General features: G+C 35.6%; 23 protein-coding genes and 1 tRNA gene. 11 read left to right on the top strand and 13 right to left on the bottom strand.

The window, feature by feature from the left end:
• Nucleotides 1-189: 189 nt before the first annotated feature.
• The 5 genes from QOX35_RS12015 to QOX35_RS12035 all read right to left on the bottom strand — a co-directional run bounded on the left by QOX35_RS12015 (nucleotide 190) and on the right by QOX35_RS12035 (nucleotide 5,108).
• On the bottom strand, nucleotides 190-1,335 hold the full coding sequence (locus QOX35_RS12015; RefSeq protein ID WP_283687112.1) for a cytochrome d ubiquinol oxidase subunit II: 1,146 nt from the start codon (nucleotides 1,333-1,335) through the stop codon (nucleotides 190-192).
• Nucleotides 1,336-1,368: 33 nt separating this feature from the next.
• Nucleotides 1,369-2,928 (bottom strand): cytochrome ubiquinol oxidase subunit I, encoded by a 1,560-nt coding sequence (locus tag QOX35_RS12020; RefSeq protein ID WP_283687113.1) that lies wholly within the window; start codon nucleotides 2,926-2,928, stop codon nucleotides 1,369-1,371.
• Nucleotides 2,929-3,102: 174 nt separating this feature from the next.
• Nucleotides 3,103-4,209, bottom strand: a complete 1,107-nt coding sequence (gene ald, locus QOX35_RS12025; RefSeq protein ID WP_283687114.1) for an alanine dehydrogenase — start codon at nucleotides 4,207-4,209, stop codon at nucleotides 3,103-3,105.
• A 38-nt stretch (nucleotides 4,210-4,247) separates the two neighbouring features.
• A complete protein-coding gene (locus tag QOX35_RS12030) occupies nucleotides 4,248-4,559 on the bottom strand; it encodes a DUF3467 domain-containing protein (RefSeq protein ID WP_006842800.1) in 312 nt (103 codons plus the stop codon).
• A 120-nt stretch (nucleotides 4,560-4,679) separates the two neighbouring features.
• Nucleotides 4,680-5,108: a YbaN family protein gene (locus QOX35_RS12035; RefSeq protein WP_283687115.1), complete on the bottom strand. Its 429-nt coding sequence runs from the start codon at nucleotides 5,106-5,108 to the stop codon at nucleotides 4,680-4,682.
• 269 nt (nucleotides 5,109-5,377) lie between these two features.
• Here QOX35_RS12035 and QOX35_RS12040 point away from each other — a divergent pair, with 269 nt between their 5' ends.
• Complete coding sequence (locus QOX35_RS12040; protein ID WP_283687117.1) at nucleotides 5,378-6,277, top strand: PfkB family carbohydrate kinase; 900 nt, start codon at nucleotides 5,378-5,380, stop codon at nucleotides 6,275-6,277.
• Between the two features lie 80 nt (nucleotides 6,278-6,357).
• Here QOX35_RS12040 and QOX35_RS12045 read toward each other — a convergent pair whose 3' ends face one another.
• Nucleotides 6,358-7,578: an MFS transporter gene (locus tag QOX35_RS12045; protein WP_283687118.1), complete on the bottom strand. Its 1,221-nt coding sequence runs from the start codon at nucleotides 7,576-7,578 to the stop codon at nucleotides 6,358-6,360.
• Nucleotides 7,579-7,746: 168 nt separating this feature from the next.
• On the opposite strand from QOX35_RS12045, the gene QOX35_RS12050 reads away from it, so the two are divergent.
• The gene (locus QOX35_RS12050) at nucleotides 7,747-9,126 is read left to right on the top strand and encodes a C1 family peptidase (RefSeq protein ID WP_283687119.1); all 1,380 of its coding nucleotides are present in this window, start codon (nucleotides 7,747-7,749) and stop codon (nucleotides 9,124-9,126) included.
• A 286-nt stretch (nucleotides 9,127-9,412) separates the two neighbouring features.
• On the opposite strand, the gene prmA is transcribed toward QOX35_RS12050, so the two are convergent.
• Nucleotides 9,413-10,252 (bottom strand): 50S ribosomal protein L11 methyltransferase, encoded by an 840-nt coding sequence (prmA, locus tag QOX35_RS12055; RefSeq protein WP_283687120.1) that lies wholly within the window; start codon nucleotides 10,250-10,252, stop codon nucleotides 9,413-9,415.
• A gap of 271 nt (nucleotides 10,253-10,523) precedes the next feature.
• Here prmA and QOX35_RS12060 point away from each other — a divergent pair, with 271 nt between their 5' ends.
• Nucleotides 10,524-11,546: a hypothetical protein gene (locus tag QOX35_RS12060; RefSeq protein WP_283687121.1), complete on the top strand. Its 1,023-nt coding sequence runs from the start codon at nucleotides 10,524-10,526 to the stop codon at nucleotides 11,544-11,546.
• A 101-nt stretch (nucleotides 11,547-11,647) separates the two neighbouring features.
• Nucleotides 11,648-12,469 (top strand): alpha/beta hydrolase, encoded by an 822-nt coding sequence (locus tag QOX35_RS12065; RefSeq protein WP_283687122.1) that lies wholly within the window; start codon nucleotides 11,648-11,650, stop codon nucleotides 12,467-12,469.
• Nucleotides 12,470-12,491: 22 nt separating this feature from the next.
• Here the strand turns inward: QOX35_RS12065 and QOX35_RS12070 are convergent, their stop codons facing one another.
• Complete coding sequence (locus QOX35_RS12070) at nucleotides 12,492-13,652, bottom strand: matrixin family metalloprotease (RefSeq protein WP_283687123.1); 1,161 nt, start codon at nucleotides 13,650-13,652, stop codon at nucleotides 12,492-12,494.
• A gap of 385 nt (nucleotides 13,653-14,037) precedes the next feature.
• On the opposite strand from QOX35_RS12070, the gene QOX35_RS12075 reads away from it, so the two are divergent.
• Nucleotides 14,038-15,522 (top strand): DUF3078 domain-containing protein, encoded by a 1,485-nt coding sequence (locus QOX35_RS12075; protein WP_283687124.1) that lies wholly within the window; start codon nucleotides 14,038-14,040, stop codon nucleotides 15,520-15,522.
• A gap of 124 nt (nucleotides 15,523-15,646) precedes the next feature.
• Nucleotides 15,647-15,718 (top strand) — tRNA-Met (locus QOX35_RS12080).
• 143 nt (nucleotides 15,719-15,861) lie between these two features.
• On the opposite strand, the gene QOX35_RS12085 is transcribed toward QOX35_RS12080, so the two are convergent.
• A complete protein-coding gene (locus tag QOX35_RS12085) occupies nucleotides 15,862-16,365 on the bottom strand; it encodes a hypothetical protein (RefSeq protein WP_283687125.1) in 504 nt (167 codons plus the stop codon).
• 204 nt (nucleotides 16,366-16,569) lie between these two features.
• Nucleotides 16,570-16,737, bottom strand: a complete 168-nt coding sequence (gene fdxA / locus QOX35_RS12090; RefSeq protein WP_006842812.1) for a 4Fe-4S ferredoxin — start codon at nucleotides 16,735-16,737, stop codon at nucleotides 16,570-16,572.
• A 284-nt stretch (nucleotides 16,738-17,021) separates the two neighbouring features.
• On the opposite strand from fdxA, the gene porT reads away from it, so the two are divergent.
• Both porT and QOX35_RS12100 read left to right on the top strand, forming a co-directional pair.
• Nucleotides 17,022-17,735 (top strand): type IX secretion/gliding motility protein PorT/SprT, encoded by a 714-nt coding sequence (porT, locus tag QOX35_RS12095; RefSeq protein ID WP_502846769.1) that lies wholly within the window; start codon nucleotides 17,022-17,024, stop codon nucleotides 17,733-17,735.
• 62 nt (nucleotides 17,736-17,797) lie between these two features.
• Nucleotides 17,798-18,157, top strand: coding sequence for a nitrous oxide-stimulated promoter family protein (locus QOX35_RS12100; RefSeq protein ID WP_283687126.1), 360 nt, complete (start codon nucleotides 17,798-17,800; stop codon nucleotides 18,155-18,157).
• On the opposite strand, the gene aroC is transcribed toward QOX35_RS12100, so the two are convergent.
• Nucleotides 18,096-19,184, bottom strand: coding sequence for a chorismate synthase (gene aroC / locus QOX35_RS12105; protein WP_283687127.1), 1,089 nt, complete (start codon nucleotides 19,182-19,184; stop codon nucleotides 18,096-18,098). The genes QOX35_RS12100 and aroC overlap by 62 nt on opposite strands.
• Nucleotides 19,185-19,326: 142 nt before the next feature.
• On the bottom strand, nucleotides 19,327-19,677 hold the full coding sequence (locus QOX35_RS12110; RefSeq protein ID WP_283687128.1) for a hypothetical protein: 351 nt from the start codon (nucleotides 19,675-19,677) through the stop codon (nucleotides 19,327-19,329).
• Nucleotides 19,678-19,836: 159 nt separating this feature from the next.
• On the opposite strand from QOX35_RS12110, the gene QOX35_RS12115 reads away from it, so the two are divergent.
• From QOX35_RS12115 to QOX35_RS12125, 3 genes are read left to right on the top strand one after another with little or no spacing between them, the layout of a single operon-like run.
• Nucleotides 19,837-20,226, top strand: coding sequence for a diacylglycerol kinase family protein (locus QOX35_RS12115; RefSeq protein WP_283687129.1), 390 nt, complete (start codon nucleotides 19,837-19,839; stop codon nucleotides 20,224-20,226).
• A 45-nt stretch (nucleotides 20,227-20,271) separates the two neighbouring features.
• Nucleotides 20,272-21,129, top strand: coding sequence for an endonuclease/exonuclease/phosphatase family protein (locus QOX35_RS12120; RefSeq protein WP_283687130.1), 858 nt, complete (start codon nucleotides 20,272-20,274; stop codon nucleotides 21,127-21,129).
• 19 nt (nucleotides 21,130-21,148) lie between these two features.
• Nucleotides 21,149-23,953 (top strand): M16 family metallopeptidase, encoded by a 2,805-nt coding sequence (locus tag QOX35_RS12125; RefSeq protein ID WP_283687131.1) that lies wholly within the window; start codon nucleotides 21,149-21,151, stop codon nucleotides 23,951-23,953.
• A 136-nt stretch (nucleotides 23,954-24,089) separates the two neighbouring features.
• Here QOX35_RS12125 and trxA read toward each other — a convergent pair whose 3' ends face one another.
• A complete protein-coding gene (trxA, locus tag QOX35_RS12130; RefSeq protein ID WP_135105233.1) occupies nucleotides 24,090-24,407 on the bottom strand; it encodes a thioredoxin in 318 nt (105 codons plus the stop codon).
• Nucleotides 24,408-24,458 lie beyond the last annotated feature (51 nt).

Here is a 24,458-nt window from a genome sequence, read left to right on the forward strand (position 1 = left end):
TGAATATTTTGATAAAATATTCAATAGATTGATAGAAAATTGAAAATATAATTTCAATTTTAAGATAAATAAAATATATAAAAGCTTACAAATTCTCTTTTTTATAGGGCTAATCTCCTTCAGCTTTATAAAAAAAATGGATGCCATTTATAATGGCATCCATTTTATCTATATTATATCTATACAATATTAATACACGTGTCCGTCGTCTTTCAAATCTTTGACATCGAATTTTTTCTTCTCTAAAGAGTTCCAAGCATAGATAATATATCCTAATACAAATGGAACAAATAAAGAAACTACACTCATCACGGTAAGGGTAAACTCACTCGATGAAGAATTTTCGATAGTCAGAGAACTCTGAAGATCTGTAGAAGATGGATAGTAAGCAGTATTGTTAAAGCCTGTAATAAGCAACAACATACACACTGTTAGCACTGTACCCACTCCTGTAAACCAAATACCGGAATGATATTCCTTACTTAGTAATGTTTTACCAATACCAAACAATACCAGCAGAACCCCAACAAGGAATACAACTCCTACGATTGGCATTTCTATCATGTTTAAGAAGTATTTGTATTGTACAAGCTCCACTACTTTCGTCACAGGATCTACAGCATAACCTTTTGCTAAGAACGTCCATATAACAAATGCAAGAAAGAACACGACAAAAGGAATTGCATTAAGTAATAAATATTTTCTGGAACGACTTACTAAAGTAGCATCTTGAAGACGATTGATAAAGAACAAGCATGCCAATGTACGGGCAAGGAAAAACACTGTCAATCCTAGTAACCAGCAACGAGCGTCAGCAAGAGCCTCAAGTCCGTGCCATTCAGTACCCCAACGGCTGATAACAGGATTCAAAACGTCTGTCATATTTCCTTTGTTCACCGTAAAATCTGATCCTGTAAAGAATGTGGCTAATGCCGCACCTACAAGAAAAGTACCTAATAGTCCGTTGCAAAACAAGAACCATCTATAAGTATTACGCCCAAACACATTGCCCGGTTTCGACTGAAATTCGTATGATACAGCTTGCAATACGAAGCAGAACAAAATAGCCATCCATACCCAATATGCACCGCCAAAGCTGGTAGAGTAGAACAATGGAAAGGACGCAAACAATGCACCTCCAAATGTCACAAGGGTAGTAAAGGTATATTCCCATTTACGGCCTAATGCATTTACCAATATCATGCGTTCCTTTTCGTCTTTTGCTAATGAGAAAAGCATCGACTGTCCACCCTGAACAAACAAGAGGAATGCAAATATCCCCCCGATCAGGCATATAAGGAACCACCAATAATGTTGTAAAAATGAATAATCCATAGTTATATCTTTTTTTAGTTAAAAAATCAAGTTTTAGTGTGAGCCTGCCGGTCCTTTTTTAATTTGGTTCAGCATAATACGGATCTCTGCAATAAGCAGTGCCGTAAACAATGCCAAAAACAAACAGAATGTTATCACTACAGATTGAGTAGATACCGCAGACACTGCAGCTTGTAGAGGAAGTACATCTTGTATAGCCCAAGGCTGACGCCCCACTTCGGCAACTAACCATCCCGCCTGACTTGCAACATATACCAATGGGATAGTCCAAAGACAAATCCACAAAAGCCACTTTTTCTGCTCAAGATCTTTTCTTCGATAAACAAAGAATGTCATAACCATGAACAATAGGATAAAATATCCACCCAGATAAACCATAATATGGAAACTCCAATATACGGTTTTAGATAAGTTAGGAACTAACTGCTCGGGGCTATCAAGATAGCCATACCCGAAGTAAGCAAAGTTAGCTTTCAATGTTTCTTTATATTGTACAGCCGAAGCATCATCTCCGTCTTTTTTAGCCTTCTTATAGTCTGCCAATGCCTGTATCGCGGCTTTACCTTTAGATTGCATTTCGGCAAAAGACAAAGCGGTTGTTCCATCCGGTTTTGGATAACCTCCATCTATGATATCCTTAATACCGGGCACGTATGCCTCCGTATCATAGAATGCAATTAGAGAGAGTGCACCCGGAAGTTTAATTGGAGGAAATAAGAACGCATCTTCTCCGTCATTGAATGATTTTTTAGAAGGATTCGGAATACCAAAAAGTACCAATCCTTCGTTTGTACCCCCTTCATAGAGACCCTCCATTACAGCGAGTTTCATCGGTTGTTTTTCTGCAACCTGTACTGCCGAACCGTGACCTGTATAAATAGTAAGTAACGATGCTATCAATCCGAAAACTGTAGCAACCTTCATACTTTGTTGAGCAAACTGTGTGTCCCTTTTCTTAAGCATATACCATGCTGCTATACCCATCACAAATACAGCTCCCAAGATCCAGCTGGAAAGGACTGTATGGAAAAATTTGTTTATAGCTACCGGCGACAATGCCACAGCCCAGAAGTCAACCATTTCGTTACGAGTTGTGTCCGGATTAAATTCCATGCCAACAGGAAATTGCATCCAAGCATTAGCCACCAATATCCATACAGCAGACAGGGTTGCTCCTGTAATAGTTAACCAAGTGGCAGCCAAGTGCACCTTCTTGCTTACACGTTTCCATCCAAAGAACATGATGGAAATAAATGTTGCCTCCATAAAGAATGCAACAATAGCTTCAATAGCCAATGGCGCACCAAAGATATCTCCTACAAACCAGCTGTAGTTTGACCAGTTGGTACCAAACTGAAATTCCATGATAATCCCAGTAGCAACTCCGATAGCAAAGTTGATACCAAAAATAGTCATCCAAAATTTCGCAGTTTTTTTCCACTGTTCATTGCCTGTACGCACATACATTGTCTCCATGATTGCCATAATGACCCCCAGACCCAATGTCAAAGGAACAAACAACCAGTGATACATTGCTGTCATAGCAAACTGACCTCTAGACCAGTCTATTAACGATGCATTTAGTAGTTCCATAAATAATAATTTTATATTAGTAAATATATGAGGATTTTATTTTACTCGTTTATTGTCGATATCTTGGTCAACGTTTCACTTACATAATCAGCCTTACCTTGTTTATCAGTTAGGTTGCCAAAAGTTAGGAAAAATTGAATTCAGAAATCGGCTCTATTATGTCTGTTTATTTTTTTAAAATTGAAACTCTTTGTATTCTAGTCCGAAGTTTTGAGCAACGGCCTTATATACAACGTCTCCTTTTACAATATTCAATCCTTTGCGTAGATCTTTATGCTCACGGCATGCTGCCTCCCAGCCCATATTAGACAGATTTAATGCGTACGGCAAAGTAGCATTAGTCAAAGCTAACGTTGAAGTCATCGGAACAGCTCCCGGTATATTGGCAACACAGTAATGCACTACATCATCAATAACAAACACAGGATCTAAATGCGTTGTTGGTTTTGATGTCTCAAAACAGCCACCTTGGTCGATAGCCACATCCACCATAACGGTTCCCGGCTGCATATCTTTAAGCATTGCTCTCGATATTACCTGAGGAGCCTTATCGCCAGCAATAAGCACAGCGCCCACTATAAGGTCAGCATCCTTTATCAGCTCTTTTATTGTATGCGTATCAGAATATCTTGTTGTAACATTGGCCGGCATAATATCGCTCAAATAGCGAAGACGCGGAAGACTCTTATCCAGAATGGTTACTTTTGCACCTATTCCGGCAGCTATTTTAGCCGACTGAGCTCCAACAATACCACCACCTATTACAATTACGTGTGCAGGTTTCACACCCGGAACACCTCCAAGCAAGACGCCTTTTCCCAGATGCGGCTTTTCAAGGAAGCGAGCACCTTCTTGAATAGCCATACGTCCGGCCACTTCACTCATCGGTATAAGTAGCGGTAACGAGCGGTCGGGCAATTCAACGGTTTCGTATGCTATACAGATAGCTTTGCTCTTTATCATAGCTTCTGTTAGCTCAAGACTCGATGCAAAATGGAAATACGTAAACACTATTTGATTTTCGCGGATAAGATGATATTCTTGCGGGATAGGTTCCTTAACCTTCACAATCATATCCGAAATGGCATAAATTTCTTCTGCCGTAGTTAATATTTTAGCACCGGAAGCCGTGTAATCAGTATCATTGATTCCGCTGCCAAGTCCGGCTCCGGCTTCTATATATACCTCATGTCCACAGACAACCAACTCATGCACACCTGCCGGCGTAACGGCAACGCGATTTTCAAATGCTTTCAGCTCTTTAGGAATACCAATTTTCATTTCTCTTGCTTTTTGTATTTATTTATAAAATACCTGATTTAAGCTTCTCCAATAGGACCGTTTATCGGTGGTAAAAAACCTGCCGAATTATCAACTTGTATGGATCCATTTTGAGATTCAAATCGGTTAATGTTTTCATTCAGAGCATACAACAGGCGTTTCGCATGTTCAGGGGTAATTACTATTCTCGATTGTACTTTGGCTTTGGGCATACCGGGCAAAATACGTACAAAATCGATAACAAATTCTGATGACGAATGGGCTATAATAGCCAGATTAGAATATATGCCTTGTGCAATATCATCCGGCAGTTCTATTTGAATTTGATTGTTCTGATCGTTGTTCTCCATAATTTAATTAGATTGTTTTTTTAGTCTATAACCCTTCATATACAAAGGAAAATAAATATCATAAAATAACAAAATATAACATCAACATTTTTATAATATAAATACTCTCTTTTGTGCCCATTAAGAGGCCTTCAGCTTATTATTATCTTTTTCTTCGTTATCAAGTGTTAACAGAACCTTTTCTTTCTTTTTTCTCTTACGTAAAACAATTATTTGAGAAACAGTACCGACAAAACCTAATCCCAACATCACGAATTGCATTGTCTGATTACTTTTAAACACAACTAATGTAGTAAGAATTATCATAGTCCACATGATACTAATTGATATAATCAACCCTTTTGTACTAAAGCCATTATTGACGCGCCTTATATATGGACCTGTGATCTTATGATCTAACAATTTCTGATGAAGACGAGGCGAGCTCTTAGCAAATAAGACGCCGGTAAGAAGGATAAATGGTGTGGTTGGAAGTCCCGGAGTTACTATTCCCAATAGTCCAAGGCCTAATGAGATTAAGCCTAATATTATAAATAAATACTTTTTCATTTCCTATTATTGCGTATCGGTTCAGATATTGTATCCAAGCCAAAAACAAAGAAAAGAAAAAAGTATGAATAAATAAAATATAATTGGCTTTATTAGTCTAGTGAAAATCGTTTAACAGGGCAGAAATAATCTGAACTTATCAAAAAAACATTGAAGATAAAATACATTTTTTGCTGACTCTTAGCATTATCAAAAAAAGAGAATAAAATTGAAATGAGAACTTCGGTATAACTTAATTTTACTACTTTTGCATTTCAAAAAAATAAGTAATGCAAAAACATGATCTTTGTTGCATTGGGCATATCACTTTAGATAAAGTAGTTACACCCAAAAGCACAGTGCATATGCCCGGCGGTACGGCTTTTTATTTTTCACACGCTATTCGTCATTTTACCGATATAAATTATACATTGGTAGCATCGCTGGCTCAGTCAGAAATGTCTGTAGTGGACGATTTACGTTCAAAAGACGTAGATGTGCATGTAGTACCGAGTAAGCACTCTGTCTATTTTGAAAACATCTATGAAGAGAATCAGAATAACCGAACTCAACGAGTGTTGGCAAAAGCTGATCCTTTTTCTGTTGACGCACTAAAAGATATAGATGCCGACATATTCCTTTTAGGTGCTTTACTTGCCGATGATTTCTCATTGGAGCTGGTAGAATATCTTTCTAAAAAAGGCTTGATAGCGATAGACTCTCAAGGGTATCTAAGAGAGGTGAGAGACCAGAATGTCTATCCTATAGACTGGGCTAATAAAGAAGAAATACTAAAACATGTTCATGTTCTGAAAGTGAATGATCTGGAAATGGAAGTTCTAACAGGCATGAAAGACATTAAACAGGCATCGAAACAGCTTCACGCTTGGGGAGTAAAAGAAGTTTTGGTTACTTTAGGCAGTCTGGGTTCTGTAATCTATGATGGAAACAATTTCTATAAAATACCGGCTTATAAGCCGAAAGATGTAGTGGACGCAACAGGGTGTGGCGATACTTACGTTACAGGCTACTTATATCAGAAAGCTAAAGGAGCAACAATAGAAGATGCCGGAAAGTTTGCAGCAGCTATGGCGACCATAAAAATAGAAGGATCGGGCCCTTTCAACGGAACAAAAGAAGATGTTGAAGATCGGATTAAGAATGCCGAACAGATTATACCGGAATTTTAATTATCCAGAATTTATAATACATAAAAAAGGCTTTTAGTTGCTATCTAAAAGCCTTTTTCTATTTATAAGACAGAATATATCTATTTTCTTAAATTCTTCACGAACGATACTGCAGCTATTATCAGTAATCCGACTACACTCATAATAAGATATGCCCATTTGGGTCCGTAAGCATCGGATACAGAACCTACAAGCAATGGAGAGATAAATGGACCAACGAAACTAATACTCGACATGATAGTTAACGCCGTTCCCACCGGAGTTTTAGCCTTATCTCCTACAATACTGTAGATAGTAGGCACAACGCAAGAAATCCCTAAACCGATGAGCATAAACCCTATAGACGTGATAATTACTTTGGTGATTAAAGCGTCGGAATATCCGATAAAAAGGGACGAAATTATAAATCCTGCAAAAATAAGTGCCCCTGCTATTTGCAACACAGTCTTTTTCTGCCAAATAGTATATGCAAAGTTAGTGAGCATACGCCCCGCAAACATCATCACCATAAATACAAGAAATCCAACTTGCAATGATTCCGGTGCCTTGATCACAGACTGAAAATACACATCGCTCCATTCAAACATTGTATTTTCAACGATAAGAGCCAATAGCCATACCAATCCAAGCTGTATGAGAAGCGACTCAGGGAGATGCAATTTGCCTGTTTTCGCTTTGGAACCTTGCGCAACATTTAAATTCTCTTCCTTTTCAACAGCTTTAGCAGGTTCTTGCAGATATTTGTAATTAAGCATAACAATAGCTATAGCAAGCAAAGTCATACCTAGAAAATGATAGAAAGTAATAACATTCAGATTGATCATCGAATAACCAATAATAGCTCCGATACACGCAGATAAACTCCAACTCGCATGAAATGTCGCAATTATGGGCTTCCCGTATATACGTTCAACCTCAATAGCCTGCGTATTCAACGAAATATCAGTCATATTCCAAAATATACCGAATAAGAACAATGTTATCCCTAATCCTGTAATTCCGGGTACAATACTAACCAAAAACAAGGACAGCGCATATCCGATAATGCTAATTAAAACAGTTTTTTTGCTACCTAAACGAGGAAGCAGAAAACCAACTGCAGGAATAGCGATAAACTTTCCCATCGGAAGCAGAAACATTAATAGTCCGTAATGTAGATAACTTTCGACATTAAAATCTTTCTTTATATCCGGAAGGCGGCTGGCCCAACTGGCAAAACATAATCCTTGAGCAATAAAAATAGATAAAACAGCATATCTAATTCTTTGTTTCGAATATGCCGGTTGTATTTCTGAAGTCATTTCTTAGATATTTTTTTTAACGATGCAAAGATAAAAGTCTTTGATGAAGATTAAGCATTATGTTTAAACAAATATTTATTATAATTGGCATGTAGAACAAATATCTATCAATATTTCGTATTTTTGCATAATTAGTTATTCTACATTCAAATATAAAAGACATATTTTATGAAAAAACATCTATTCACGGGATTTTTGCTATGTTTTTCTCTTGCTGTTTCTTCTCAAAGTATCACCGAGAAAGAATTACAGGAAATACAGTCTAGCTTTAAAGAAGACCCCGCTACTAAGGCTATCCAAAACGTTCTGACATCAAATGCCAACATTACTGCAAATGCACTAAACAACAGCCTTCAAGGGAAAATAGACCATTACTTCAAATATCGGGTAAATGTTAAAGGTATCACTGATCAAAAAAGTTCGGGACGATGCTGGATGTTTACGTCCATGAATGTATTGCGCCCTTCCATCATCGAAAAATACAATCTGAGTGAATTTGACTTCTCTCACAATTATCTATATTTCTGGGATATATTTGAAAAATCAAATTTATTTTTAGAAAATATAATCGCAACAAGCAAAGATTCTTTCGATGATCGCACCGTAGAATATCTCTTCAAGTCACCTGTAAGTGATGGTGGGGTCTGGAATCTATATTACAATCTTGGACAAAAATATGGTGTTGTACCTCAAGAAGTAATGCCGGAAACAGCACACTCGAATAACACGAGACAGATGATTAACCTTGTAAACGAAAAACTGCGTCGAGGAGGATACAATCTTCGTGAACAAGCAGCTTCAGGAAAAAAGACACAGGAGTTAAGAAACGAAAAAGCAACTATCTTGAAAGATGTATACCGGATTCTGGTTCTTTGCCTTGGCGAGCCCCCAAAACAGTTTACATGGAGATATAAGGATAAAAACGGAAGCGTAAAAGAACTCAGCAACTATACGCCTCAACAGTTTTATAAAGAGATTACACCGGAAGATTATTCTCCGAGCAACTATATAATGATAATGAATGATCCTACACGTGAATATTACAAGTTGTATGAGATCCAGAATTATAAAAACACAATAGAAGGTATAAACTGGATATATCTGAACTTGCCAAATGAAGATATTAAGAAAGCAGCATTAGCCTCTATCAAAAGCAATGAGCCGATGTACGCTTCATGCGATGTTGGCAAACAGATGAATAGAGAATCAGGTATATTAGATCCCGAAATGTATGATTATGAATCATTGCTGGGTGTAAACTTGTCGATGGACAAAAAAGCGCGCATTTTAACCCGTCAAAGTGGATCCACGCATGCCATGACTCTTGTTGGATGTGATACGGATATGAGCGATCAGCCTATTAAATGGGAGTTTGAAAATAGTTGGGGTGCAGCATCAGGAAACAAGGGATACTTAACCTTTACAGATAAATGGTTTAGCGAGTATATGTTTCGTATAGTGGTACATAAGAAGTATTTGGATGCTAAGGCTCAAAGTTGTTTGACTCAAAAACCGATACAGTTACCAATGTGGGATTATATGAACTAGCCCTTTTGTTAAATTATTTATAATAATCTTGTTCTTAGTTATTTGGAAACAAGTATCTATGGGAAATAGGCTATTTAAATGTTAAAATATTAAAGAAATTGGCATGCATGGTTAGCAAAATTTATAAAAAATATGTTTTATAATATGTTTTTTTATTTGGCGAGGACTCATAAATGTAGTTCCTTTGTAATGATAACCAAACAATCTTTATTTACCTTAAAGCCTAATACCTAATTAACTCAAACATACGAGGAGGTTTCATTCAGAAGCCTCCTCGTATGTCGTTTTAGGCCTTTTGGAATTTCACTGCAGTCCAATTGTCTTTTTGTGTATTGTGACAGAATGTTAATCCATGTTTTTTGCATTCTTCGGTTATAACGGGGATATCATCAATATAGAATCCGCTCATATACAAGCATCCACCGTTGTTTAAAACAGATGCATAAGCATGAATATCATTCAGCAGAATATTTCGATTAATATTGGCTAATATAACATCAAAAGACATATCTGCGAGTAGGTCTGCCCCTCCTATCCGAATCGTAATATTATCTATGCCATTCAATTTTATATTCTCCATCGCATTGTCGTATGCCCACTGATCAATATCTATTGCTTCGATCGGTCCGGCTCCACGCATTGAGGCTAAGATAGCCAGGATAGCTGTCCCGGTACCCATATCAAGCAAAGATCTTCCGGTGAAGTCTTCTTTCAATATTTCTCTTATCATCAGCTCGGTAGTTTGATGATGACCGGTTCCAAATGCCATTTTAGGATCTATATATATGTTATAGTCATATATCGCCGGAGCATTATGAAAGGTGCTTTGTATTATGCATTTATCATCGATAATCAAAGGCTGAAAATAGTTTTTTTCCCATTCTTCGTTCCAATTTTTCTCTTCAATCTCCTTATAGGTATAAGTTATCTTTGCTTCGTAAGGAAAATTCTCTAAAATTTCGTTCAATTGAGCCTCATCAAACAAATCGCTTTGAATGTATGCCGTAGTCCCCAGTTCGTTCTCAACAAAGCTCTCGAAGCCTATATCAGCAATAGTTGCAGATAGAATACTGTTAACTATCTCGTCGTTGGGAGAGCACGTAAAAGTTACTTCTGTATATTTCATATTAATATTAATTTGCGTTGTTGCAAAAGTAGTGTTTTATAATGAAGTCGTCTTTGCTTTTTAGATTTAGTTTTACACAGCGACAAATAATCTTTCTGTGATTTTAAATAAAACAAAAAGCACTTACTATTCACCTAGAATACAGCGTAATACACAAATATACATATTCTGTATATTTTTCGTCATATTATCTTAACAAAACATTAATAATGTGAAGATTATATTTTCAAATCTTTTCATTTTACTTTGTGAGATATTATAAACTGTGAGTATGAAACGATATTTTTCTATTTTCTTTCTATTTTCTATACTTTGTAGTGCCACCTCTTATGCTCAGGATTCTTTAGCCTTTAAGCCATCGGGGAAGATTATTGCTCGAAGCTTTCTTGATTTTAGTAAAGGCTTTGGTGATGATGATAAGTCAGGGTTTGATATCACAAGAGCTCTCCTTGGATATAATTATAAATTCACACGTACGTTACAGGCTCAAGTCGTTATTGATGGCGCTGCAGGAAAAACATCTTCCGATGGACTCGAAGTATATCTACGAAATGCTTTTGTAAACTGGAGTGATAAAGGCTTTAGTGTTAATGCCGGATTAATTGGGCTAATGGGCTTTAGCGTACAAGAAACATACTGGATGCACCGTTATGTGATGAAATCATTTCAGGACTTAAACAAAATGGGACCAAGTGTAGATATGGGAATAACGGCAGAATATGCGTTCAATCCGTATATATCGGCAGATTTAGGGATCACTAACGGAGAAGGATATAAGAAGATCAAAAAGGATAATAGTATGAAATATGCTGCCGGGCTGAGCCTTCATCCTACAAAAAATACGATACTCCGCATATACGGAGATGTTTATAATGAAAGTGAAAACTTGAGAGATGCTTTACCCGAAGGAGTTACAGATGTAAACTTTAAAGATCAATATACAATGGCTGTGTTCGCAGGATACAAAGACAAAAATATTTCTGCCGGTGCTGAATACAACCGCGTTTTTAATAAAGGATTTGTTGAGAAGAAAGATTATTTCGGGTATTCTGTCTATACATCAATCGCACTGGCTCCTAAATGGAGAACATTTGCTCGTTACGATCTTGTAGACTCTTCGGCTCCGAATAGTTTTAATACAGCATGGAATAGTCTTGATGGTCAGTTGATGATGATCGGAGTAGAATTTCAACCAGTAAAGCAATTGAAAATTGCTCCGAACTTTCGAAACCTGAATCCTGATCATTCAAAATCACAAAGATATTTATTTGTCAGTGTAGAGTTTAATTTGTAATATCTGCTTATTCTTTTCTATATTTAATATTAACTTAGCATACATGAATTATCCATGTATGCTTTTTTATTACCTATTGATTACATAACGAATACGATATAATGATAAAAATTGCGATTCGGTTTCTTGCTATAGCATTAGCTTTTTATATAATATTTTGCGGTGCTTTCTACTTTTTCCAAGAACGGTTCTTGTTCTATCCTGATAAGTTAGGCAAAGATTATAAATTCAATTTTAAAGAAAATTTTGAGGGGCTATATATACAAACAGACGATGGGATAAAGCTGAATGGACTACTTTTCAGAGCACATGAATCTAAAGGGTTAATTTTCTATCTGCATGGCAACGCCGGAGCTTTAGATTCATGGGGAAGTGTGGCTTCTCTTTATACAGAGTTAGGATACGATGTATTTTTATTGGATTATAGAGGTTTTGGCAAAAGTGAAGGTGAAATTCGTAGTCAGAGAAGATTATTCGAAGATGTACAAACGGCCTATAATAAAATGAAAGAATTGTATGATGAAGATAACATCATTGTATTAGGCTATTCGATAGGTACATGCCCCGCAACTTGGCTGGCATCAGTCAATAATCCTCACTTATTAATCCTACAAGCTCCGTACTATTCTATGACTGATATCATTCATGGTATCTGCCCCGTCATCCCTCGCTTTCTAATAAAATATAAACTAGAGACATATAAATATATTACTAATTGTAAAATGCCTATTGTTATTTTTCATGGAGACGCAGACATGGTTATAAATTATAAGAATTCGATAATGCTTAGCTCCTTGTTCAAAAAAGAAGATTCGTTAGTCATATTAACTAATGAAGGGCATAATGGCATAACATATAATGAACAATATAAAGAGAAAATCTCCAAAATATTATATAAATATAATTTTGGAAATTTGAATTAAAAAGGTATGCCATAAGAAATTATTATTTCCCATCCGTATTGGACTTCCATATAATTTTATTCCCAGTATCGAGTACAAGATTTCCATTATTTTCTATCCGAAGATTTAACGATGAATCATATGAGATTCGATCTCCAATATAAAGAGGTACTGATAGAGGTCTACTGATAGAACTCAGTTTAAAATCTAAATTTATTTGAAACCTAACAATTGATATAGATACTGCTGTGACATCATTATAACCAGTTTCAATTGACCAAAGAATAGTATTGTTATTCTTTCTTAGAATTAGATCTCCTGTATTTTCAAGGGTCAGGGAATATACTCCATTCTCAGATGTTCTAGATTCACCTACTTTTATATGATCTTTCCCATAGAATAGTGCATTTTTTGCCGTCTTTATGGGATATTGCTGGGATATGAACTCAATATCTTTTTGGGATAGTACATTATTTATGCCAACAGAGTAATTATTTAAAGTATGACTTGAAGGTATATCATAGTGCATAATTGAATATTTATCATATGTACTATAATTTGTCTGCGTAGTCGTAAATTTATTAAAAATGTTGCGGTCAACAGTAGCTTTATTCCATCCTTGCTGTGCATAATATGCATATACAACGTCTTTATTCCATTGAATATTATTTATTGGATGTAAATGTTCATGAACTAAACCTAATGCATGACCAAATTCATGAAGAACTACACGTCTAAACTCTTCTTCAGAAGTACTTTCATCAAGCCATCCAAAGTTCATACTCGGTTGATCTTGAAGTATTGTTTTGCTGTCAATCCCATGATAAGACCATGATGTCTTATCTCCATTCCATTTAAAAGCCACTTTGATATCAGCATTTCCTCTAGGATTCTTCCTAAATTCAAGATTAATAAGTTTCCCCCATTCTAATACATATTTCATAACCTTATCTTCAAGAGAAGGACTACCATTTAAAAACTTTATAGTAATAATACTTTCATCTTCCCATTTCTTCGTTTTCAGAATCGCTGCTTTTTGATTTGAAGGAAAATCATTACCTTCATAAAAATCGGCGGTACAAACATAAATATTTTCACTTTTTCGAGCATTATAATTTTCTGATTCTGATAGCTGATCTATATTTTCTTGACTACAGGAAAATAAAAAAAAAGCACACAATAAGAATAAAAATATTTTTTTCATGATAATGAGTTTTTAAGTTTGTAATATTTCGGTTTAACATTAAATTAATATAATGTATATTAATCTTTTGCAATTTAAAATTGAAGAATCTAGTAGAGTGTTTTGTAAATGCTGTGAAATTCTAAAAGATATATCTACAATATTTATTTAATAAACTTTACTCAAAGCTAATGATAATATACCAATAAAAAAACTGTGTGTCATACTTAAGATAATATCCACCTCTTTTCATCAGCTTTTTGTAATACATCTTTCAGCCTGGACGACATACGACAATAAACGTTTTAGATTACTTAAAGCATTAAATATAGGATTTAATTACTAAATTTGCATCTTATAAAATGAAAATTATTAAGGATAACTTTCTCTGAAAAAGATAAGTAAAATGAGAGTAAATAAAGTCTACCTCTGTTTTATTATATGTTTGTTTATATTTTCTACATCTGTAAATGCACAGAATACAGGCCTTGTAAGGCAACAAAAAGATAGTATTTTGAAAGATATAACAAATATAGACAGGCAACTCAAGAAGATTTCAACACGAGATACAACCAAAGGATTTTCGGCTCCGTTAAGAATCGACTCTGCTTATGCAAAAGGATTAAATGCGAGTAATCTGCAACCTTTAAGAGATGAAAAAGGACTGCTTATTCTAAAAAATGATTGGATGCCATTTGATGATCATGTATCATTTAGAGATACGGTGATTTTTGATCCGGTATTCTTACCTGTTGTTTTTGATGGAAAGATATTACCATCAGATATGGACTTCTTATCAAAAAAATCAGAAAATGATACTACAAGCGAGTTTCATTTGATATCTCCGGATAGTACATTTGCCCCTAAACTTGCACGGATTAAGGAGATAGAGGCTGAAAGAAGACAATACTACATGAATAATCCTCAAAGGATTAAATTGAATGCGTTTCATTTTAAAAACATTCCTCTCTTAAAGGAGACTATAGTCGAGAAAAAGAGTATATTCCAAGATTTACTTACAACTGATGATCCGATAGGCATCAATAAACCGGAAGTAGAGAAAATACGAATAAAACCGGTTTATTGGATCAAAACAGGAGAACATTCATTGCAAATAAATCAGAATGAGCTTTCAGACAACTGGTACAATGGAGGAAATAGTAACTTTAGCATAATAAATTATCACAAGCTGAATGTAAAGTATAAGAAAAACAAAACCAGTTTTGAAAACACTTTCGAATGGCGTTTAAATGTTCAGAGAACACCTGCCGACGAATTTCATAAAATTAGTATCATTGAAGATTATGTAAGAAACAGTAGCCTTTTTGGAATAACTGCATTTAAAAAATGGTCGTACAATGTCAACTTAAAGATAGAAACACCGATATTCAGAGGTTATCCTGTAAACAGTGAATCAAGAGTAAGATCGTTATTTTCTCCTTTGGTTGTCAATTCGGGTATTGGTATGCGATACACTACAGAAAACATATCACCTAAAGATAAATACAAGCGATTAAACTTGTCATTAGAGCTATCTCCTGCCTCTATAAACTACACTTTAGTATCTGATACGATGGTGGATGAAACCAGATATGGAGTGGATAAAGGGAAGAAAAGTAAACTGGATTTAGGGTCTACTGTTAAGGCAGATATATCATACTCATTTAACCGATATAACAAATTCACAAGTCGAATTATGTATTTTACAAACTATGAGAAAATACTATTTGAATGTGAAAATAAATACACAATGAACCTAAATAGATTTTTATCAACGTCTATTTATTTCTACTTGCGCTATGACGATGGTGTACCTCCGACTAAAAAAGGAGATTGGGGATATTTTCAATATAATGAGATGGTAGGTTTTGGACTTACTTATACATGGTAAAATATTTCCTTTTTTAACATCCTTGTAATCAATAAGTAACTCTCAAGTATAGAAATAATTTATTTATTTACCCGTTTTTATTTGGAATGTTATGATTATTTCTATACTTTTGCACTCACAAGATCGCGGGGTGGAGCAGTGGTAGCTCGCCAGGCTCATAACCTGGAGGTCATCGGTTCGAATCCGGTCTCCGCAACTAACAAAAAAGCAATCTCAAATGAGATTGCTTTTCTGTTATATATATTGATTTTGGAATATTTTACAATACTTGCAAATGTATGATCAGTGAAACCAAGCATTGAAGAATGCAAGAAAATCATTCTATCATTCGACAGAAATCTAATACTCTGAAATTTTTGTTTTTCTTCTCAATAAATTATACAACTTCTCTGTTGAAAGTGATATTGTAGTCCAATTGCCAACGGAATTATATTTACATACTTGAGTTGCATTCCCTGTACTAAATCCAATAGAAATATTACCTACATAGCAGGTTGCGAATTGTTCTCTATAAACAGGATTTGTTACAATATCGTAGATATAATAAAACACTGAATCTTTCTCTTGTTCTGTTATGTCAAAATATTCTTGTCCTCTATCTATAGGCTTATATTCGATGACAGATTCATTGATTCTTACCTCTTTAAGGTCGCATGTATCTCGAACTCCATAATTCTCATATTTATCAATAACTATTACCTGATTTTGAGATTCAATTCTAAGAGTTTTCCAACATATAGATTTTTTTTCTCTATTCCCTATCATTGATTGATCTTGATTTTTTTTACAAGATATTAGTATAAAAATAAGCATAAAGATAGATGGCAGCAATACAGTTCTCATATCATATTATTTATATCATATGGAGTCTCAATCTGGAATAATTCCATAACAATCACCCTCAATTCCCAAGCAAATCACTTTTATAGTCTAATAAAGCATTCAATAAGGAACAGAAAGGACTAAGACTTTTCTTGACAACTACTATAAAAACAAAAAAGGAAGCTTTTTAGCTTCCTTTATATTTTGTTATCCTGATAATTCTAATTAAGCAGGATGAATTGCTTCAGTTGGACAAGCATCAGCACAAGTACCACAGTCAGTACATGCATCTGGATCAATTTTGTAGATGTCTCCTTCTGATATTGCATTTACAGGACATTCATCGATGCAAGTACCGCAAGCAATACAATCTTCATTAATAACGTAAGCCATGATTTTTGTTTTTTAATATTATTACTAACTTTGATTTGGCAAATATAATGAGTTTTTTCTGTATCTAAAATAGATAGGATTAGATATTATTAATATTTATATTGTTTATATCTATTTACGAAAGGCTCGCTCAACATTATTTACCTGACAATAAACTCATTATGAATAGTTTTTGTTTTACATCAATAAGATGAAGAAATTACTATTTTTACGCTTTCTAGATTAAAATAAGTACTTTGCAATAACTAACAGCAAATTACGTTATTAGAAATAAATACTGAATTTTGAAACAGCAGAAATTAATACTATTATACCTATCTTTTATTGTCCTGTTCGGTATTAATATGCAGGCACAGACTCGTAAACCGCAAAACCTACCTTTTGCAGATCAAAAGATGTATCATTTAGGCTTTATGGTTGGATTCCAAGCGCAAGACCTTATTATATCACATTCGGGCTATGTGGGAGATAACGGTGAAGCTTGGTTTACAGAAATACCGTCCTATTCGGTAGGGTTTAGTGTAGGTATGATAGCCGACAGATATTTAAACCAATACTTCAATCTTCGGACCACACCTTCTTTACATTTTGGAGAAAGGCGTTTTGTTTTTAAAGAGCAAACATCAGGCAAAGAATACGAATCAGCCTTGAGGAGTAATTATTTAACACTACCTCTTTATCTCAAGTTTAGTGCAGACCGTACAGGAAATTTCAGACCCTACCTGCTTGCAGGGGCATATGCTGCTTTAAATATTGGACAAAAAAAGAATGATATACTCCGCTTCAAGTCGATGGACTATGGTTTGGAATTTGGCGTTGGGTGTAATTTGTATTTACCGTTATTCAAACTGTGTCCTGAATTAAAATTTTCATTCGGACTAGCGGATGTTGTAAATAAAGACAGATCAGATCTATCAGATAAAGATTTAATTAAATATACTCAAGCGATTTCATCGGGAAAAACACGAATGATATCACTTGTGTTTAACTTTGAATAATAGAGCGATCATTTTTGATCATAATCACTATACCTATCTTCTATATAGGAGATTCTTTGTAAATGAATACTACAGAAAAAAAGACCATCGCAAAGATGATTCACTTGTACTGTAAAGATAAACATGGTACAAGCCATGCTTTATGCTCGTCTTGCGCTGAATTGAACAATTACGCACAAAGAAAGTTAACGAAATGCATATTTGGTGAGGATAAACCCACATGCCAAAACTGTAAAGTTCATTGCTATAGTTCGGAAATGAGAGAAAGAATAAAAGAAATCATGAAGTACTCCGGTCCACGAATGCTACTTCACAATCCCATTTTAGCAACTAAGCACTTGATCAAAGGGCTGAGATCTCCTAAGAAAGCTTATCCAAGAAAACACGATTCGTACAGCTCAAAAGATAATAATCTAAAATAGTCATCGCCGCCATAGCTTCAACAATTGGCACTGCACGAGGTAGTACACAAGCGTCGTGACGTCCACGAGCCTTAAGGTCTGCACTATCTCCATCTTTATTTACAGTCTCCTGATGCATCAAAATTGTTGCCACAGGTTTGAAAGCTACACGAAAATAGATATCTTGTCCGTTTGATATTCCACCTTGTATACCGCCCGAATGGTTTGTTTTGGTTCCTATCTTACCATTATCGTTATAGAATACATCATTGACCTCCGATCCTCTGTGATTTACATCGAATCCATCGCCGTATTCAAACCCTTTCACCGCATTTATACCAAGCATAGCATTTCCTAAAGCTGCATGTAACTTATTAAATACAGGCTCACCTAATCCTACAGGAGCCCCCTTTATAACGCACGAAATAACGCCGCCAATAGTATCCCCTTTCGACTTAACCTCTTCGATAAGTTTTATCATCAACTGCGCTTTCTCCGGATCGGGACAACGTACAGGTGTAGATTCTATAAGTGACAGATCATAATCCTTGTATAGTTTTTCCAGCTTTATATGTCCCACGTGCGAAGTATAAGCCAATATTTCTACTCCTAACTGCTTCAACGCAAGCTTAGCTAATGCCCCGCCTACACAGCGAGCAATAGTTTCACGGGCCGACGACCTGCCTCCTCCACGGTGATCACGTATACCATACTTCTGAGAATATGTATAGTCTGCATGAGAGGGACGATAAATATCTTTCAGGTTATCGTAATCTGACGAATGCTGATTATTGTTTCGAATAAGAAATCCTATCGGTACTCCGGTAGTTTTACCATCATATATTCCCGATAAGAACTCTACTTCATCTGCTTCTTTGCGAGGGGTAGTTATCTTAGATTGTCCCGGACGACGGCGGTTTAGTTCGTTTTGTATAAACTCCATATCTACGGTTATCCCTGCAGGGCAACCATCAATAACTCCTCCGATACCAGCACCATGAGACTCTCCATAAGAAGTAAGTCTGAATATATTTCCAAAAGTATTCATCGATAATCTTAAATATGATAATAATACAAATTTACATGAAATAATTCAATAATCGAGCAGATATATTAAAAGAGGGCAATTTCCCTTTCTAAAATGAAAGAAGAAATGCCCTCTTATTTTCTATATATTGAAGATAGTTTTCTTAGTTTTCTTTATTCTCATCCATCCTCAACACCTTTTTGTCTTCGTTCAGATAACAATTGACAGTGTCATTGATATTATATATCCTATAACTGTTCTCATAAGACCATGTACCCTGAATGTATACCCGCAATAAATAAGCCTCATCAGGTTTCTGACGTTTTTCTTTGGCTATTTTTTCGTACGATATTGGCTTAAAGTATTCCACTTTGGTTATAGTCCCATTATCTGCATCCCTGTACCTCATGTGCTGCCTTACAGCATCACCCATTTTCTCCAGATTGTTTTGATAACTCAAATTACAAGAAGTCAATCCGATAGAGAATAATAAAAAGAATATGTACTTTTTCATATTTTTCAGATTTTGTTATTCAAAATTACAGAAACCGAATATCAGAAACAAATAAAAAGCAAAAGTTATTTGCCAAAAAGAAGCAGGAACTGTCTTTTTATCATTTTTTTGTTACTAAATTAGCGATTCAAATGTATTCCAATTTAAGGGTTGCCTGAAATGAGCAAAAAAGGTTCGGAGAAATTTTCGCTAAAAAAGCGTTCTAAATCGGCTTTATATGCACTAAACGGTTTGAGAGTATTATTTTTGGAAGAGCATAATTCCCGTATACATATAGCTATTGTAATAGTTGTAGTTACGGGGGGATTTCTTTTGAAAATATCAAATACAGAATGGCTTGTTATATGTATTCTGATAGCGTTAGTTTTTAGCCTAGAGATAATAAATTCTGCCATCGAGAATATATGTGATTATATATCACCTCAGTGGAACGAAGTTATAAAAAAAGTAAAAGACCTTGCCGCAGCTGCAGTTTTTGTATCGTCTGTAATATCTGTCATCTGCGGAGCTATTATTTTCTTACCCAAATTGTATAATTTATTTACATAAATTTCAAATACCAATAAATAGTTTCATTCAATTAACGTTCTTAAAATGAAAAAATTAATTTACTTATTACTACCCTCTCTACTTTTCATATCATCCTGTAAAACAAAACCTTTAGAGCTGAACGTTATGACATTCAATATTCGTTTGGATGTTCCCAGCGACAGTCTTAACAGCTGGCAATACAGAAAAGACAATGCCGCTGAAATGGTTCGGATGAATGATGTGGATATACTCGGCATGCAAGAAGTTTTGTTGAACCAGATGAATGACCTGAAAGAACGCCTACCCCAATACACAGCAATAGGCGTAGGACGTGAAGATGGTGCAGACAAAGGAGAATTCAGCCCCATTTTCTATAAAAAAGATAGATTCTCGGCTATAGAGTCTGGCACATTCTGGGTAAGCGAAACGCCCGAAGTAGCAGGTTCTAAAGGCTGGGATGCATCATATATACGTGTGGCAACATGGGCTATACTAAAAGAAAAAGCTACGGGTAAAGAAATATTTGCTATTAATACACATCTTGATAACGATGGATTGATTGCCCGAAAAGAAGGCGGAAACTTACTATTAAAGAAAGCTGAAGAGTTGGGAAAAGGTCTGCCGATAGTACTTACAGGAGACTTTAATGATACTCCGCAATCGGAAGCGATTAAGAATATTACAGATGCATCAAAGACCAATCACTTGTTAGACAGTAAAACGATTACCCTAAAAGCATCAGGTACAGACTGGACATTCCACAACTTTGGCAGACTAGCTGAAAGCGAACGTCCTCTAATTGATTATATATTTGTGAGTAAACAAATAAAGGTACAAGATTATGTAGTCTTGCCCGACACTTTAAACGGAACTTTCGTTTCCGATCATAAGCCGGTACTTTCTAAAATAACTATAGAATAACACTTTAAACATTAATAATATGAGGAAGTCTTTTATTTTTATCGCTTTACTAGCCATAGCCGGACTTGTCAAAGCACAAACAATGGAAAAACTACCTATCGATCCGCAGGTTAGATATGGGAAGTTAGAAAACGGACTTACATACTATATCCGTCATAACGCCTACCCTGAGAAACGAGCTAACTTTTATATCGCTCAGAAGGTAGGTTCTATTCAGGAAGAAGACAATCAGGCAGGATTAGCTCACTTTCTTGAACACATGGCTTTCAACGGGTCAAAAAACTTTCCGGGTAAAAAGACTATGCTAAACTACCTGGAGTCAATCGGAGTTAAATTTGGTGCAAATGTAAATGCATACACTTCGTTTGACGAAACTGTATACAATCTGGATGACGTCCCCGTAGTACGTGATGCGATCATTGACTCATGCTTGATGGTATTGCACGACTGGTCTGGATTTATCGCTCTGAAAGATGAGCAAATTGATGAAGAAAGACTTGTAATCAAGGAAGAATGGCGTACCCGTAGCGGTGCTCAATACCGTATATGGGATAAGCAGCTACCTGTTATCTTCGAAGGAAGTAAATACGCCGACCGCATGCCGATTGGCAAAATGGAAATTGTAGAAAATTTCCCTTATCAGACATTACGTGATTATTATCATACATGGTATCGTCCCGATTTGCAAGGAATCGTTATTGTTGGAGACATTAATGTAGATGAGGTAGAGGCTAAGATAAAAGCCATGTGGTCTGATATCCCCAAACCGATTAATCCGGTAGAAAGAGTTTACTTCCCTGTTCCGGATAATGATAAACCAATTGTATCTGTTATTACCGACCCCGAGGCTGTAAGAACTCAAGTTACTCTGTATATTAAGCACGATGTAATACCGGCTGAGACAAAACAAACTCAGGAAGGTCTAATTATTAGCTTCATAAAAAGCCTTGCTTCGAATATGCTATCAGATCGCTTAGAGGAAATATCTCAAAAAGGAGATGCTCCCTTTGCTGCGTCCTATGCATACGATGGAGAGTTCTTCGTATCGAAAACAAAAGATGCATGGACCACTATTGCTCTAAGTAAGGAAGGAAAGGTTGATGAGACTTTAGCGAGCCTGATAAGAGAAAATGAACGCATCAAAAGATTCGGATATACTGATGCTGAAGTAGAAAGAGCGAAAGCTACTTTATTGGAACAATATGAAAATATGTATAACAACAGAAATAAAGAGCTTAACAACAGATACGTTCAAGAATATGTAAGAAGCTTTACCGGCGATGAAGGCATACCGGGCATCGAATACGAATATGATTTCGTCAAGAAGTTTGCTCCGTTTATTAATGCTCAAGCAATTAACGCTGTTGTAAAACAACTGATTGCGGATAAGAACATTATCATTACCGTAACAGGCCCAGAGAAAGAAGGACTGGTATATCCTACAACAGATGAGTTATTGAATGTATTTAAGAAAGTAGAAGCCGAAAATATTACAGCATACCAAGAAGCCGTATCTAACGAACCTCTTGTAAGCCAATTACCAAAACCGGGATCTATCGTAAAGACCGAAGCTGACAACACCCTAGGGACTACGATATGGACACTATCGAACGGCATGAAAGTAGTTATTAAGAAAACAGACTTTAAAGATGACGAGATACTAATGTCTGCTCATGCTTATGGAGGAACTTCTATCGTTCCTGACGCTGATATCTATAATGCAAATATGGCTTCAATGGTTCCATCAGTAGGCGGTATTGGCAATTTCAGCTCTACAGATCTCAAGAAAGTATTGGCAGGCAAGTCTGCGAATGTAAACAACAATATATCTGCTTATACACAAGGGTTCAATGGATCTTCAAACATGAAGGATTTGGAAACAATGCTTCAGTTGACTTATCTATATTTTACAGCTCCACGTAAAGATAAAGGCGCATACTCCAACATTATGGATTTGATCAAAAATCAGCTGAAGAACCTGACATCCGAACCTTCCTTCATCTTGAATATCAACAAGACTAAAGCCATGTATGGAGACAACCCGCGCATGCAAGTTATGTTGTTAGAAGATGCAGAAAAATTGAACTACGATCGTATTATTGAAATATACAAAGAAATATATGCAAATCCAGGTTCATTTGTTTTCAACTTTGTGGGTACAGTAGACGAAGCTATTCTGAAACCATTAGTAGAGCAATATCTTGCTTCGCTACCATCAGGAAACAAAGATGCCAAATATAAAAATGTAGATTCGAATATACGTAAAGGACACGTTGAAAATGTCTTTGAACAAGAGATGAAAACACCAAAAACATCTGCATTCGAAATGTATAGCGGAACTCTGAAGTATGAGCAAAAAAATCAAATTGCATTATCTGCACTTAAGCAAATATTGGATATTGTATATGTGCGTACAGTAAGAGAAGAAGCCGGCGGTACGTATGGCGTTGGGGTACGCTCTTGGATCTCTCGAATTCCGGCAGGTCAGAGTGTATTGCAAATGTCTTTTGATACTGATCCTGAAAGAGTTGCCTCAATAACTCCTATTATCAGCTGCGAAATAAATAAGATAGCTGAGAACGGCCCTGAAGATACAGACTTCCTGAAAGTAAAAGAATATATGGTAAAGAAATTCCAAGAGGATGAAAAACAAAACGGCTATTGGGTGGGCATATTAGGTTCTAAATATTTCTATGGAGAAGATAACCATTCAAGTTATCTAGCACTTGTGAACTCCCTATCCAAAGATGATATCAAAGCTTTAACTAAACAATTGGTATCTCAAGGAAATCATATAGAAGTAATTATGAACCCGAAAAAATAAAAGCTGACTTTTAGAATTCACTTCAAAATAAAGAAAGCCGTCTGAAAATATCAGACGGCTTTGTTATTTATATCTTCAATATCTAAATTACTGTCAATATCTGTAATTCATTATTGCACTCTATGAAAATCAGAATTTATTTCAATAGATTTTCAATTTTGTCTACTAAAACAGATTTCTGTGCTGCACCAACTTGTTTATCAACCACTTCACCATTTTTAATAAAAAGTATAGTAGGGATATTACGAATACCATATTTAGAGGTAATCTCGTCATTGTTATCCACATCTACTTTACCAATGGTTACTTTATCGGCATATTCACCGGCCAATTCTTCAACAATTGGACCGACCATACGACATGGGCCACACCATTCTGCCCAAAAATCAATAACGACAGGCTTGTCCGATTTTAGAACATCCTCAAAACTTGCATCTGTAATTTCTAAAGCCATAACTTTTGTCTATTTGTTTATATATTTTATATATTAAGTCTATTTTGTTTT

It is taken from the genome of Dysgonomonas sp. Marseille-Q5470 (assembly GCF_951230145.1).
Taxonomy (GTDB): Bacteria; Bacteroidota; Bacteroidia; order Bacteroidales; family Dysgonomonadaceae; genus Dysgonomonas.

Coding starts and splice junctions, on each gene's coding strand:
- QOX35_RS12110 (WP_283687128.1), bottom strand. CDS start 19,677: ATGAAAAAGTACATATTCTTTTTATTATTCTCTATCGGATTGACTTCT.
- QOX35_RS12035 (WP_283687115.1), bottom strand. CDS start 5,108: ATGAAAAAGTATTTATTTATAATATTAGGCTTAATCTCATTAGGCCTT.
- QOX35_RS12045 (WP_283687118.1), bottom strand. CDS start 7,578: ATGACTTCAGAAATACAACCGGCATATTCGAAACAAAGAATTAGATAT.
- QOX35_RS12100 (WP_283687126.1), top strand. CDS start 17,798: ATGAATACTACAGAAAAAAAGACCATCGCAAAGATGATTCACTTGTAC.
- QOX35_RS12015 (WP_283687112.1), bottom strand. CDS start 1,335: ATGGATTATTCATTTTTACAACATTATTGGTGGTTCCTTATATGCCTG.
- fdxA (WP_006842812.1), bottom strand. CDS start 16,737: ATGGCTTACGTTATTAATGAAGATTGTATTGCTTGCGGTACTTGCATC.
- aroC (WP_283687127.1), bottom strand. CDS start 19,184: ATGAATACTTTTGGAAATATATTCAGACTTACTTCTTATGGAGAGTCT.
- QOX35_RS12030 (WP_006842800.1), bottom strand. CDS start 4,559: ATGGAGAACAACGATCAGAACAATCAAATTCAAATAGAACTGCCGGAT.
- QOX35_RS12065 (WP_283687122.1), top strand. CDS start 11,648: ATGATAAAAATTGCGATTCGGTTTCTTGCTATAGCATTAGCTTTTTAT.
- trxA (WP_135105233.1), bottom strand. CDS start 24,407: ATGGCTTTAGAAATTACAGATGCAAGTTTTGAGGATGTTCTAAAATCG.
- QOX35_RS12125 (WP_283687131.1), top strand. CDS start 21,149: ATGAGGAAGTCTTTTATTTTTATCGCTTTACTAGCCATAGCCGGACTT.
- QOX35_RS12115 (WP_283687129.1), top strand. CDS start 19,837: ATGAGCAAAAAAGGTTCGGAGAAATTTTCGCTAAAAAAGCGTTCTAAA.
- QOX35_RS12070 (WP_283687123.1), bottom strand. CDS start 13,652: ATGAAAAAAATATTTTTATTCTTATTGTGTGCTTTTTTTTTATTTTCC.
- QOX35_RS12020 (WP_283687113.1), bottom strand. CDS start 2,928: ATGGAACTACTAAATGCATCGTTAATAGACTGGTCTAGAGGTCAGTTT.
- QOX35_RS12040 (WP_283687117.1), top strand. CDS start 5,378: ATGCAAAAACATGATCTTTGTTGCATTGGGCATATCACTTTAGATAAA.
- QOX35_RS12075 (WP_283687124.1), top strand. CDS start 14,038: ATGAGAGTAAATAAAGTCTACCTCTGTTTTATTATATGTTTGTTTATA.
- ald (WP_283687114.1), bottom strand. CDS start 4,209: ATGAAAATTGGTATTCCTAAAGAGCTGAAAGCATTTGAAAATCGCGTT.
- QOX35_RS12050 (WP_283687119.1), top strand. CDS start 7,747: ATGAAAAAACATCTATTCACGGGATTTTTGCTATGTTTTTCTCTTGCT.
- prmA (WP_283687120.1), bottom strand. CDS start 10,252: ATGAAATATACAGAAGTAACTTTTACGTGCTCTCCCAACGACGAGATA.
- QOX35_RS12085 (WP_283687125.1), bottom strand. CDS start 16,365: ATGAGAACTGTATTGCTGCCATCTATCTTTATGCTTATTTTTATACTA.
- QOX35_RS12060 (WP_283687121.1), top strand. CDS start 10,524: ATGAAACGATATTTTTCTATTTTCTTTCTATTTTCTATACTTTGTAGT.
- QOX35_RS12120 (WP_283687130.1), top strand. CDS start 20,272: ATGAAAAAATTAATTTACTTATTACTACCCTCTCTACTTTTCATATCA.